Raw genomic sequence first — 12,676 nt, forward strand, 5'->3', positions numbered from 1 at the left:
GCTAAATATTTAAGGAGGATTGACATGTCAACTTTAAAAAGAACACCATTATTTGACTTGTATAAAGAACATGGCGCTAAAACAATTGATTTTGGTGGATGGGATTTACCGGTTCAATTTTCAAGCATTAAAGAGGAACATGAAGCAGTTAGAACTAAAGCCGGGCTTTTCGATGTTTCCCATATGGGTGAAATTGAAGTGAAGGGTGAAAAGGCATTAGAGTTCTTGCAGCTAGTCATGACAAATGATCTAGCAAATATGGAAGCTGGGCAAGCAAAATACACCTTGATGTGTTATGAAGACGGAGGAACGATAGATGACTTACTCGTTTATAAACGTGATGAGGAAGACTATCTACTTGTCGTCAATGCTGCCAATACAGAAAAAGATGCTAGTTGGTTAGAAAGCCACATCATTGATGGAGTTGAATTAGTCAATGTTTCAGATCATGTTGCTCAACTTGCGATACAAGGTCCATTAGCAGAAGCTGTACTACAACGATTAACGAACGAAAATTTATCAAAAATTGGCTTTTTCCGTTTCAAAGATAATGCAGATGTTGCTGGGGTTAAAGCTCTCGTTTCTCGTTCTGGCTATACGGGTGAAGATGGTTTTGAAATTTATTGTGAAGAAAAAGACGCAGCGAAATTATGGGCAGCTATTTTAGAAGAGGGTAAGAATGGCGAGGTTTTCCCGTGCGGGTTAGGGGCTAGAGATACGTTACGTTTTGAAGCTAAACTACCATTATACGGTCAAGAACTTTCAAAAGAAATTTCTCCTCTTGAAGCTGGTTTGGGCTTTGCTGTAAAAGTTGATAAAGAAGCTGATTTCATTGGGAAAGCGGCACTACAGAAACAAAAAGCGGAAGGAACGACAAGAAAACTTGTTGGCCTTGAAATGCTTGACAAAGGAATTCCTCGTACGGGGTATGAAGTTTTTGTTGATGACAACCAAGTTGGAGTTATAACAACAGGTACACAATCTCCAACATTAAAGAAGAATATTGGCTTAGCCATTATTGATAAAGAGTTTACCGCAATTGATACAGAAGTTGAGGTTCAAGTTAGGAAAAAACGTTTAAAAGCTAAAGTAATTCAAACACCATTTTATAAAAGGCAAAAATAGGGGGAAAAACGATGAGTTTTCGATACTTACCGATGACCGAGTCTGATAAGCAAGAGATGCTTGAGACTGTTGGTGTACAGTCAATAGAAGATCTTTTTAATGATATTCCAGAGGACATTCGCTTTAAAGGGAACTTAAATATTAAAGAAGCATTAACAGAACCAGATCTAGTAAAATACCTTCAAGGTCTTGCAAAAAAGAATACAAATATTAAACAAATGCCGTCATTTTTAGGGGCAGGCGTATATGAGCATTATATTCCATCAGTTGTGGATCATGTGATTTCCCGATCTGAGTTTTATACAGCGTATACACCTTACCAACCTGAAATCTCTCAGGGTGAGCTTCAAGCCATCTTTGAATACCAAACGATGATTTGTGAATTAACAGGTATGGATATTGCGAACTCTTCTATGTATGATGGACCAACAGCGCTTGCAGAAGCTGCGATGATGAGTGCAGGACAAACAAAGAAAAAGCAAATCCTTGTTTCTAAAGCTGTTCATCCAGAAGCACGTGACGTCTTAAAAACGAATGCAAAAGGTCAAAACTTAACAGTGGTGGAGATTGACATTCGTGATGGTGTTACGGATATAGATGATTTAAAAGCGAAGTACGATAGTGAAACTGCGTGTGTAATTGTGCAATACCCTAACTTCTTTGGTGCAATTGAAAACTTATCTGCGATTGAGGAAGTTACGCATTCTGAAAAAGGGATGTTTGTTGTATCAAGTAACCCACTTGCATTAGGAGCACTAAAGCCACCTGGGGAGTTTGGTGCAGATATTGTTATTGGAGATGCGCAACCATTTGGTATTCCAACACAATATGGCGGTCCACACTGCGGTTATTTTGCAACAACGAAAAAGCTGATGCGTAAAATTCCAGGCCGTCTAGTAGGGCAGACAACAGATGATCAAGGTCAACGTGGTTTCGTTCTAACGTTACAAGCACGTGAACAGCATATTCGTCGTGAAAAAGCGACTTCTAATATTTGTTCGAACCAAGCATTGAACGCTTTAGCTGCATCAGTGGCTATGTCGGCAATTGGAAAGTCTGGAGTAAAGGAAATGGCGATCCAGAACGTTCAAAAAGCAGCATATGGCAAAAAGAAACTGCAAGAAGCAGGTGTAGAGGTTGTTTCTTCTCATCCAACATTCAATGAATTTGTCATTAAATTAAACAAACCTGTCAAAGAAGTAAATCAAGCGTTGTTTGCTCAAGGCATTATCGGCGGATATGATTTGGGTAAAACGTACCCAGAACTAGAAGGACATATGTTAGTAACGATTACAGAAATTCGGACAAAGACAGAAATTGACCAGTTTGCTGGTGTATTGGGGGCGGCTATCAATGAGTAAAAATCAACCACTAATTTTTGAAATGAGTAAGCCAGGACGTATTAGTCATAGCCTTCCTGAATGTGATGTACCAGAAGTAGATCTTGCTGAATTACTTCCTGAAGAATTTGTTCGTACGAACGAGCCTGAGCTTCCAGAAGTATCAGAACTTCAGTTAATGCGTCATTACACGGCTCTATCTAAACGTAATCATGGTGTTGACTCAGGTTTTTATCCACTGGGATCATGTACGATGAAGTACAACCCAAAAATTAATGAGAATGTAGCTCGTTATGAAGGGTTTGCTCATATTCATCCGTATCAAGAAGAAGAGCAAGTTCAAGGGGCATTAGAATTATTATTTGAGTTACAAGAGTCATTAGCTGAAATCACAGGAATGGACGAAGTAACTCTTCAACCCGCTGCAGGGGCGCACGGTGAGTGGACGGGGTTAATGTTGATCCGTGCTTATCATGAAGCAAATGGAGATACAAAGCGTACAAAGGTTATCGTTCCTGACTCTGCACATGGAACAAATCCAGCATCGGCGACAGTAGCAGGTTTTGATTCGATCACGGTTCGTACAGATGATAATGGTTTAGTTGACCTAGAGCATCTTAAAGAGGTAGTTGGAGAAGATACAGCTGCCCTGATGTTAACGAATCCAAATACTTTAGGATTATTTGAAGAGCATATTGTTGAAATGGCAACGATTATTCATAATGCTGGCGGTAAGCTTTACTATGACGGAGCCAATTCAAATGCTATTCTTGGAATTGCTAGACCTGGAGACATGGGATTTGATGTAGTGCATCTGAACTTACACAAAACATTTACTGGTCCGCATGGCGGTGGTGGCCCAGGTTCTGGCCCAGTTGGGGTTAAAAAAGACTTAATTCCTTATTTACCGAAACCATTAATCGTAAAAGATGGAGAGACCTATCGTCTTGATTATAATCGACCTGAGTCGATTGGCCGTGTTAAACCTTACTATGGCAACTTTGGTATTAATGTTCGTGCTTACACGTATATCCGAACAATGGGACCTGTTGGATTACGCCTAGTGTCTGAGTATGCAGTGTTAAATGCTAACTATATGATGAGACGTTTAGAGCCTTACTTTGATTTACCATATCAACAGCATTGTAAACATGAATTTGTTATTTCTGGTAAGCGTCAAAAAAAATTAGGGGTTCGTACGTTGGATATGGCTAAACGTCTTCTTGATTTTGGTTATCATCCACCAACGATTTACTTCCCGTTAAACGTTGAAGAGTGTATGATGATTGAACCTACTGAAACGGAGTCAAAAGAAACGCTTGATGAGTTTATCGATGTAATGATCCAAATTGCAAAAGAAGTAGATGACAATCCAGAAATCGTTCAAGAAGCTCCGCATCATACGGTTATTGGCCGCCTAGATGAAACGACAGCTGCAAGAAAGCCAGTACTACGTTACGAAAAAGAAATGTAAACATGGTAAAGAACTAGACAGTTAATTGCTGTCTAGTTTTTTTATAGAAATACGGCTTATAAGAATATATTGAAGCTAACTAGGTAAAGCAACTCAGTTAATAAAAAATAGCACATCAAAATCCATAAGAAAAAGACTAGAAAAATATCTAGTCCTCTTCTTTCGATTTATTTGCTTAAAATTCGTATGAGAAAACATCCTCAACTACATTTATTTCTTTTTAATTTTTCCTGTCCACTTTTTAAATCCACCTTTAAGGTGATTAAGGTCTTCACAGCCGCGTTTTTTCTTTAAGATTTCAGCAGCTTGACGACTTCTTGCACCTGACTGACAGTATAAATAAACTGCTTGGTCAGGACGAACTTCGTTCATTCGTTGTCTTAATTGAGACATTGGAATGTTACGCGCTCCTAGAATATGGCCGCCGTTAAATTCTTTCGGTTCTCTGACGTCAATGAGTTGAGCTTTTCGGTAGCCCTTAATGAAATCATCTTGCGTTAACTCTGTTAAATATTTAGGCTTAATAAAACGTTTCACAATAAAAAATACTAATAATCCAAAAAGTAAACCCCATAAAATCCATTCCATTTTTGACAAAAACACTCCTTTATTTACAACAATCAATAGTTCCCTCATTTATTATAAACATGGAAGGCATTTTTCGCAAAGTAATTGTTGGTAGTAGTTTATGGTTTGTCTACTAAGTAATTGCTTATTTAAGGAGTTTATTGAGAATGTATAAACAAAAGTTTGTTTCTTTTGTTTTAATTCGACTTTTGATACACTTAGGTTTGTATTTTAGTAGTAGAAAAGAGGAAATGTATGATGAAAGAGACATGGCGGTTTATTGATTCTGGCTTCAGTTCACCAGCTTATAATATGGCGTTAGACGAAGCTTTATTAAATTGGCACAGTGAGGGTGTTATTCCACCGACGATCCGTTTTTATGGCTGGAATCCCCCTACATTATCCATTGGTTATTTTCAAAAAGTAGAAAAAGAAATAAATATGGATGCCGTGAAAAAGTATGGCTTAGGTTTTGTTCGCAGGCCGACAGGAGGTAGAGGGGTCCTTCACGATAAAGAATTAACATATAGCGTGATAGTTTCTGAAGCGCATCCGGAAATGCCTAAAACAGTTACTGAGGCGTATCGCGTTATTTCACAGGGGCTGCTAGAAGGATTTAAAGAACTAGGACTAGACACATATTTTGCTATCCCCAAATCGCAGCAAGAAAAAGATGCTTTAAAAAATCCACGATCAGCTGTTTGTTTCGATGCCCCTTCTTGGTATGAATTAGTCGTTGAAGGTAGAAAAGTTGCGGGAAGTGCACAAACAAGGCAAAAAGGGGTTATTTTGCAACATGGGTCTATCATTTTAGATCTAGACGAGGACCAATTATTTGATCTATTTAAATATCCGAGTGATCGGGTGCGTGAGAGACTGCAAAAGAATTTTAAAAATAAGGCTGTTGCAATTAATGAATTAAGAGAGCGACCTGTTAGTTATGAAGAGGCGAAGGAAGCATTTAAGCTAGGATTTGAACGTGGGCTTGATATTAAATTAGAACCTTACACACTAACGGAAGAAGAAAAAGAAATAGTTCAAAATATTGCGAATGAAAGATATGCAAATGATAGTTGGAATTATAAAAAATGAAGCAGCAGTGTCTACTGCTGCTTCTTTCTGTAGTCTGTAAAAGCATGTTGTAATTTCCTTGTCCACGGTCCAATACTATACGAAGCGGTTAGATCTCCTTTAATTGAACGAACGGGAGTAACTTCCATTGTTGTACTCGTAATAAAAACTTCATCAGCTTGTTTTAATTCTTCCAACGTAAATGGTTCCTCTTTAATTGTTGCTTCTATTTGATAAGCTAAACGGATGGTAATTCTTCTCGTGATGCCATTAAGAATTAAATTGGTAGATGGATGTGTATAAATAACATCATCTTTAACAATAAAAAGATTTGAAGATGAACCTTCAGTTACCAGCCCTTCACGATGTTGAAGCGCTTCATGACAATTATTATCACTTGCTTCTCTTTTCGCCATGATATTTCCTAATAAGTTAATGGTTTTTATGTCACAGCGAAGCCAACGGATATCTTTTGTCATCCACGTATCAAGGCCGTTCTGCTGCCATTCGACATTAGTTTCAAGTGGCTTTGAGAAACCGCTAAGAACAGGCTCTATATCTCGTGAGTATAAATGATTACGTGGTTGAATACCCCTTGTTAGCTGAAAGTATATCATTCCACTAATAATCTTATTTTTTTCAATTAAGCTATTTATGAGTTCCTCTATTGTATCCATAGTATAAGGAACAGACATATCAAGAGCTGTTGCACTTTGTTTTAAACGGTCTAAATGTTCCTCCATAGCAAATGGAATACCGTTATAAACACGTACAACTTCATATATTCCATCTCCAAAATTATATCCTCTATCATCCATATCTATATGTAGTTCATTTTTTGGTATAATACGATTTTGGTAAAGAACGTAGTCCAATATTTTTTCCTCCTTAAATGTCTTGTACTTCAATTTATCATTTTCGCTTTAGAGATTCTCTAGGTATTATTACCTAAAAGTTGTTAAGGAAATGTTAGAAACGCTACAAATCAACCTTTTTGACTATTACTAAAATGCAACAAAGAAAATTGTTTGATTACGTCGAATTTAAGTAGTAAATTTACTCTATTCTCGAAATATCTCTGTTTTTTTCATTTCTTTTAACATTGACAAATAAGATGTGCGGACGACAAATTCACAACATATAGTATATATTTAATTCTTTGATACACAATATATTGATTTGGGAATTGTTTTATGTTACGCTTGTCCAAGTTACCCGTATTAAGAAATTGTTGGTAACTTTTAAACATTAAACCTCTTTGCTACATACAACATGTTCAGCAGAAGAAAAATAGATAAGATACAAAAGAGAGGAGCTTATTTGTATGACGATGATGATGTCAAAGGTGATGACGATCAACAAAGAAAAACTCAATGATGATATTAAGGTGTTTCCTCAAGTTCATCCAATAACAGGAGACATGAACATTACAAAAAAAGGTGTTTCTCGCCTCGTAATGCTCGATCGTTACACATTTAAAGACACAGAAAAGAAAACACTGGAAGAAGGGGATTTCGTCGTTCTTACTGTGAAAGATGACCCTAAGTTCCCAGCGAGAGGCTTTGGTTTTATTCTTGAAATCAATCGAGAAGCTAATAAAGCGAAAGTACTCGTTGATGAAGAATTTCATGGTGTTTTAGATGAACCGAACGAAATGCAAACAGGCATCGTCGAACGCTCACTAGATACAATAGAAAAGCCATTAGAGATTTATTATGAGCAAATAGCTAAGCGTGTTGCTACGGGCCTAGCATCTGCTGAAGTAGATGAGAAAAAACGCCAAGAAACATTTGAAAATTTCTATCATGAACTAGTTCATATGAATTTTATACCGGCTGGACGAGTTTTATATGGTGCAGGTGCAGGAACGGACGTTACCTACTTTAACTGCTACGTGATGCCGTATGTAAAAGACTCAAGAGAAGGTATTTCAGAACACCGTAAACAAGTAATGGAGATTATGAGTCGAGGTGGCGGAGTTGGAACAAACGGTTCAACATTACGACCTCGAAACACTCTAGCAAGAGGAGTAAACGGTAAATCGTCTGGATCAGTATCTTGGTTAGATGATATTGCAAAGTTAACACATCTAGTTGAGCAAGGCGGTTCAAGACGTGGTGCTCAAATGATTATGCTATCAGATTGGCATCCGGATATTTTAGAATTCATAATTTCTAAAATGCAAAACCCTCGGATCTTACGTTTCTTACTAGAGACGACTAAAGACGATCAAATTAAAAAGCTAGTAAAAGATAAATTAAAGTTCAATCCACTTTCAAACGTAGAACAAGCAATGTATCAAGGCATAGTTAACTTTAAAAATGTCGAAGGTCAAGGTGGATTTGACGATAAAATAATTAAAGAAGCAGAAGAGAAGTTAGCGGTTGGAGGAACATATACGGTTAATAACTCTGAGTTCTTAACAGGTGCGAATATCTCAGTATGTTTAACGAAAGAATTTATGGAAGCCGTTGAAAAAGACGCAAAATACCCATTACGCTTTCCAGATGTTGAGAACTATACGGAAGAAGAAATGGGAATATATAATAAAGAATGGCATGATTACGGCGATGTACGTGAGTGGGAGAAACGCGGTTTTAAAGTCAGAACGTACCGTACGATTAAAGCGAAAGAATTATGGAACTTAATCAATATTTGCGCGACGTATTCAGCTGAACCTGGAATTTTCTTTATTGATAATGCAAACGACATGACAAATGCTAAAGCATACGGTCAAAAGGTAGTTGCAACGAATCCGTGTGGAGAACAACCACTTGCGCCATATTCAGTTTGTAACCTTGCAGCGATTAACTTAGCTGAAATGGCAGATAAAGAAAATAAAGTTGTTGACTTTGAAAAGTTAAAGCAAACCGTTGAAGTTGGAGTGCGTATGCAAGATAATGTAATTGATGCTACTCCTTACTTCTTAGAACAAAATACAAAACAAGCAAAAGGTGAACGTCGTGTCGGTCTAGGAGTTATGGGGTTACATGACTTACTCATCTATTGTGAAACAGTTTACGGTTCTGAAGAAGGAGACCAAATGGTTGATCGTATTTTCGAAACCATTGCCACTACAGCTTATCGAACAAGTATTGACCTTGCGAAAGAAAAAGGAAGTTTTCCTTTCTTAGTAGGGGAAACGTACGAAGACACGGTTGCATTAAGAGAAGCATTTATTAATACAGGATACATGAAGAAAATGCCTGAGGATATTCGTCAAGGAATTCTTGAACATGGGATCCGTAACTCTCATCTATTAACAGTAGCTCCTACTGGATCTACGGGGACGATGGTTGGCGTATCTACAGGTCTGGAACCATACTTCTCATTCTCGTACTACCGTAGTGGCCGCTTAGGGAAGTTTATTGAAGTAAATGCGGAAATTGTTCAAGAATATTTGAGTGTTAATCCAGAAGTAAACAAAGACAACTTACCTGAATGGTTCGTTTCTTCGATGGAGTTATCTCCTGAAGCGCATGCAGATGTACAGTGTGTGATCCAACGTTGGGTAGACAGCTCATTATCAAAAACTGTAAATGCTCCTAGAGGCTACACAGTAGAACAAGTACAAAAGGTTTACGAACGTCTCTACAAAGGCGGTGCTAAGGGCGGAACGGTTTATGTTGATGGAAGTCGTGATGCTCAAGTGTTAACGTTAAGTGCTGAAGAAAATACATTTAATAATGAGGCACCGGAAAGTTCCACCAAAAAGCAAACTGTTGTATTAGTAGATACGATTGCAGATCTTCGTTCAACTAAAGTCACATTCGGTTCTGAAGTTGGAGATACTTGCCCAGTATGTCGTGAAGGGACAGTTGAAGACCTGGGCGGTTGTAACACGTGCACAAGTTGTGGTGCTCAATTAAAGTGTGGTCTATAAGGAATAAACGATAAAATAAGTGTAGTTGAATAAAAAGAGTCTGGCTCTTTCGCGATATAGTGCGTTCTATGTATGTCCACTATAAACGCGAGTAAAGATGCCGGACTCTTTAATTTAGAGGAAAAACATTGTTGTCCATCGTCAGTTATAGTAAAATATAGTTTAGACTTAATTGGACAAGAGACGAATGGAGTGGAGGAGTACCGATGCCAACACCTAGTATGGAAGATTATTTAGAACGGATATATATGCTTATTGAAGATAAAGGGTATGCCAGGGTTTCGGATATTGCAGAGGCATTGGAAGTTCATCCGTCTTCCGTCACAAAAATGGTTCAAAAACTTGATAAAAGCGAATACTTAATATATGAGAAATACCGTGGATTGGTTTTAACTCCAAAAGGTAAAAAAATCGGTAAGCGTTTAGTATACCGCCATGATTTGTTAGAAGACTTTATGAAAATTATCGGCGTAACAAATGAAAACATCTATGTGGATGTAGAGGGAATTGAACATCATTTAAGTTGGGACGCAATAGATCGCATTGGTGACCTCGTTCAATATTTTCAGGAAGACGAACAGCGTATTAATGAATTGCGTAATGTTCAAAAACGAAATGAAGAAGAGGCTGACTCAAAAGGGCACATTTAGTGGCCAGTTGAGTCAGCTTTTTTTGTTGGTTCTTTTAATGTTCATAACTAATTCCGTTTCCTCACTTTATACGCATTGTCCACCTAAAACAGTATAACCACCGCCAAAAAAATTTTTTTCAACTATTGTACCTCCTTAGACAATTGACACATATTTTATTATGAGGAGGAGGAGAAGGTTATGAAAATAGATGGTGTTTTTGCTGGAGGTGGCGTCCGTGCATTTGCGTTTATCGGGGCAACGCAAGTTCTCGAGGAAAAGGGTTATACTTTCGAGAGATTGGCGGGGACAAGTGCAGGCGCATTATTTTCAGCACTATTGAAAGCGGGATATACGAGTCATGAACTTAATGACATGTTGAATGAACTTAATGTGGCTGAATTTATGGACGGCAGAAAAACAGTCATCCCCTTTAAATGGATGAAGTGGGTGCAATTGTATTTTAACTTGGGGATGTATAAGGGAGATGCATTAGAACAGTGGATTGCTGAGAAGTTGGCAAAGAAAGGAGTCAAAACATTTGCTGATATACCAAAAGGAACACTTAAAATTATTGCTTCTGATTTAAGTAGAGGACAAATCGTTGTCCTTCCTGATGATTTACCGGCCTATGGTATTATTCCAGAAAAATTCTCTGTTGCCAGAGCAGTAAGAATGAGCAGTGCTATTCCGTATTTCTTTGAACCAGTCAAAGTATATAATCCCTCAGGTAAAAAATCATATATAGTGGACGGCGGGGTTCTGAGTAATTTTCCTTTATGGCTTTTTATGAAAGACATAAATCAAAAGATTGTAAGGCCTGTATTAGGGTTTAGGTTGACCCCAGACTTAGATGAAATTCCACCGTATGAAATTAAGAATGGGATCGATATGTTCCAGTCCTTGTTTGAAACGATGCGTAAAGCTCACGATGTCCGTTATATCGTGAAAGAACATGCCAAAAATATTGTATTTATCCCTGTAACAGATGTCAAAGCCACCGATTTTGATTTAACTGAGGAAAAAAAAGAAGCTCTCATTCTTTTAGGAAGAGAGCGTACACACAAGTTTTTAAAGAAGTGGGTGTACTAACAATGGTTACACCCCTATTTTATTTCCTTGTTGTCCATAAATCTTTAAACTGACAAATAAAATCGGTGCAATATAGGTAATCCATAATCCGATACCAATTGCATAAATGAATTCAATAGCTGATTGATCTGGTAAATACAATCCAACCGTTTGAAGGGCAATAATTCCCATTAGACCTATAATTATAGCTATTACTCTTTTGATAAACGGAACTTTAATATCCATACGGTTCTTGGTTTGTTCTAGGTGATAGCCGATACCGGCACCAAGTAATAAACCACTATATAAAGCTTGATCCGGGGAAAGAACAAAAAGTGCAACAGGAATAATGATCCAGAGTGATAGTTTGATTCGCTCAGGCATCCCACCCGTCCAGTCTAGTGATCGGTAACTAGCGTAAACTAGAAACGACCCGATAATAATAGCTCCTAGGACATCGAATGGCCAATGAGATCCTGAGTATAATTGAGCAAACGCGACTAAAGCAATAATAAAGCAAGCAAATATAGTAAACCATTGTTTAGTTACAGCAGGAATGAGATAGCCCCAAAACGTAGTCGCTGCTTGTGTATGATTGCTCGGGAATGAATATCCATGATCAAGTTTTGTAATTTCTGGCCGTTCAATCATAAAGACATCTTTAATAAAGCTGTTAACATACATGGAAAATAAAAATAAAGATAAAAGCTGAAAACCGGTCTGTTTGTGAATGGCCCAGTAAATAATAGGAATGAATATAAAATAAATATATTCATGACTAATCAGTTGAAAAAGAGACATGAAAAAATCAAGGATCGGATGTTCTAACGACAGTAACCAAGTGAGGAAGTTGGACTCAAACATGTTTGACCTCCTTTCATAAAAGAAAATAACTAAAAGACTCTCCTTTATTATATGTGAAAATATCTCCTATTTCATGGATAAAGAAAAAATCGCGCAACTTAAAACAGTGCACGATTTTTTTTCTTTCCTTTTTTTCCTTCAATCACTGTTAAAGTTGGTGCTGAACTTCGTTTATTTAGCGTACGATTGGATGCTTTCTTTTGTCCAGCCTTCTTACGATGCGGGATGACGTTGGTCGTTTTCTTTATTTTATTTTTGACCTGTTGTTTCGGACGGTGAGAGGTCCCTTCCACTCCAAATTGCTTCGCAAGGAAGCGTTTGTACAAGAAAAATAGGATTGCAGCAATAGCCCCAAAAATAATGAACTGGGTCAATAATTGTAACGGCTCTGTAATTAGTCGATAAAAAAAGCCGAACACAGCTAACCCAATAAGAATTAAAACAAGAGGATTGTACATTTTACGAGACATTTGGCTCACCTCCACAGAATTAGCAAAAGTTGATTTATAGAAGATCTACAAAGAATTTATTACACTTTATTTTTGATTTATGTGTCTGAGACTGCATGGCCTCGATTATCATAGTTGCATAAGTTAAGGAATCTAAACATAAATTATTATTTTTTAATTTATATTCTACAACAATGTCCATA

The 12,676-nt window shown here is 37.4% G+C and carries 11 protein-coding genes; 7 read left to right on the forward strand and 4 right to left on the reverse strand.

Annotated elements, in window-relative coordinates; genetic code table 11:
• The first annotated feature begins 24 nt into the window (after positions 1 to 24).
• Genes gcvT through gcvPB form a run of 3 tightly spaced genes read left to right on the forward strand, consistent with a single transcriptional unit; the run spans position 25 to position 3,939 of the window.
• A complete protein-coding gene (gcvT, locus tag ACNSTQ_RS09020) occupies positions 25 to 1,125 on the forward strand; it encodes a glycine cleavage system aminomethyltransferase GcvT (protein WP_418199518.1) in 1,101 nt (366 codons plus the stop codon).
• A gap of 11 nt (positions 1,126 to 1,136) precedes the next feature.
• Positions 1,137 to 2,486 (forward strand): aminomethyl-transferring glycine dehydrogenase subunit GcvPA, encoded by a 1,350-nt coding sequence (gene gcvPA / locus ACNSTQ_RS09025; RefSeq protein WP_418199519.1) that lies wholly within the window; start codon positions 1,137 to 1,139, stop codon positions 2,484 to 2,486.
• Positions 2,479 to 3,939, forward strand: coding sequence for an aminomethyl-transferring glycine dehydrogenase subunit GcvPB (gcvPB, locus tag ACNSTQ_RS09030; RefSeq protein WP_275116885.1), 1,461 nt, complete (start codon positions 2,479 to 2,481; stop codon positions 3,937 to 3,939). The genes gcvPA and gcvPB overlap by 8 nt, the downstream gene beginning before the upstream one ends.
• 210 nt (positions 3,940 to 4,149) lie before the next feature.
• Here the strand turns inward: gcvPB and ACNSTQ_RS09035 are convergent, their stop codons facing one another.
• Complete coding sequence (locus ACNSTQ_RS09035) at positions 4,150 to 4,527, reverse strand: rhodanese-like domain-containing protein (protein ID WP_275116926.1); 378 nt, start codon at positions 4,525 to 4,527, stop codon at positions 4,150 to 4,152.
• Positions 4,528 to 4,761: 234 nt separating this feature from the next.
• Here ACNSTQ_RS09035 and ACNSTQ_RS09040 point away from each other — a divergent pair, with 234 nt between their 5' ends.
• Positions 4,762 to 5,598: a lipoate--protein ligase family protein gene (locus ACNSTQ_RS09040; protein ID WP_275116884.1), complete on the forward strand. Its 837-nt coding sequence runs from the start codon at positions 4,762 to 4,764 to the stop codon at positions 5,596 to 5,598.
• Positions 5,599 to 5,609: 11 nt separating this feature from the next.
• On the opposite strand, the gene dat is transcribed toward ACNSTQ_RS09040, so the two are convergent.
• Positions 5,610 to 6,452: a D-amino-acid transaminase gene (gene dat, locus ACNSTQ_RS09045; RefSeq protein ID WP_418199520.1), complete on the reverse strand. Its 843-nt coding sequence runs from the start codon at positions 6,450 to 6,452 to the stop codon at positions 5,610 to 5,612.
• A gap of 449 nt (positions 6,453 to 6,901) precedes the next feature.
• Here dat and ACNSTQ_RS09050 point away from each other — a divergent pair, with 449 nt between their 5' ends.
• From ACNSTQ_RS09050 to ACNSTQ_RS09060, 3 genes are all read left to right on the forward strand, one after another.
• Complete coding sequence (locus ACNSTQ_RS09050) at positions 6,902 to 9,460, forward strand: vitamin B12-dependent ribonucleotide reductase (protein ID WP_418199521.1); 2,559 nt, start codon at positions 6,902 to 6,904, stop codon at positions 9,458 to 9,460.
• A 206-nt stretch (positions 9,461 to 9,666) separates the two neighbouring features.
• Positions 9,667 to 10,110, forward strand: a complete 444-nt coding sequence (gene mntR / locus ACNSTQ_RS09055; protein WP_418199522.1) for a transcriptional regulator MntR — start codon at positions 9,667 to 9,669, stop codon at positions 10,108 to 10,110.
• Positions 10,111 to 10,290: 180 nt separating this feature from the next.
• Positions 10,291 to 11,181, forward strand: a complete 891-nt coding sequence (locus ACNSTQ_RS09060) for a patatin-like phospholipase family protein (RefSeq protein ID WP_418199523.1) — start codon at positions 10,291 to 10,293, stop codon at positions 11,179 to 11,181.
• A 6-nt stretch (positions 11,182 to 11,187) separates the two neighbouring features.
• On the opposite strand, the gene ACNSTQ_RS09065 is transcribed toward ACNSTQ_RS09060, so the two are convergent.
• A complete protein-coding gene (locus ACNSTQ_RS09065; protein ID WP_418199524.1) occupies positions 11,188 to 12,024 on the reverse strand; it encodes a phosphatase PAP2 family protein in 837 nt (278 codons plus the stop codon).
• Between the two features lie 98 nt (positions 12,025 to 12,122).
• A complete protein-coding gene (locus ACNSTQ_RS09070) occupies positions 12,123 to 12,494 on the reverse strand; it encodes an SA1362 family protein (RefSeq protein WP_418199525.1) in 372 nt (123 codons plus the stop codon).
• Positions 12,495 to 12,676 lie beyond the last annotated feature (182 nt).

The sequence above is a fragment of the Alkalihalobacterium sp. APHAB7 genome (assembly GCF_048323755.1).
GTDB lineage: Bacteria > Bacillota > Bacilli > Bacillales > Bacillaceae_F > Alkalihalobacterium.

Bases quoted from the DNA above. Each gene is read 5' to 3' on its own strand.
- gcvT (WP_418199518.1), top strand. From the start codon at position 25: ATGTCAACTTTAAAAAGAACACCATTATTTGACTTGTATAAAGAACAT.
- gcvPA (WP_418199519.1), top strand. From the start codon at position 1,137: ATGAGTTTTCGATACTTACCGATGACCGAGTCTGATAAGCAAGAGATG.
- gcvPB (WP_275116885.1), top strand. From the start codon at position 2,479: ATGAGTAAAAATCAACCACTAATTTTTGAAATGAGTAAGCCAGGACGT.
- ACNSTQ_RS09035 (WP_275116926.1), bottom strand. From the start codon at position 4,527: ATGGAATGGATTTTATGGGGTTTACTTTTTGGATTATTAGTATTTTTT.
- ACNSTQ_RS09040 (WP_275116884.1), top strand. From the start codon at position 4,762: ATGATGAAAGAGACATGGCGGTTTATTGATTCTGGCTTCAGTTCACCA.
- ACNSTQ_RS09050 (WP_418199521.1), top strand. From the start codon at position 6,902: ATGACGATGATGATGTCAAAGGTGATGACGATCAACAAAGAAAAACTC.
- mntR (WP_418199522.1), top strand. From the start codon at position 9,667: ATGCCAACACCTAGTATGGAAGATTATTTAGAACGGATATATATGCTT.
- ACNSTQ_RS09060 (WP_418199523.1), top strand. From the start codon at position 10,291: ATGAAAATAGATGGTGTTTTTGCTGGAGGTGGCGTCCGTGCATTTGCG.
- ACNSTQ_RS09065 (WP_418199524.1), bottom strand. From the start codon at position 12,024: ATGTTTGAGTCCAACTTCCTCACTTGGTTACTGTCGTTAGAACATCCG.
- ACNSTQ_RS09070 (WP_418199525.1), bottom strand. From the start codon at position 12,494: ATGTCTCGTAAAATGTACAATCCTCTTGTTTTAATTCTTATTGGGTTA.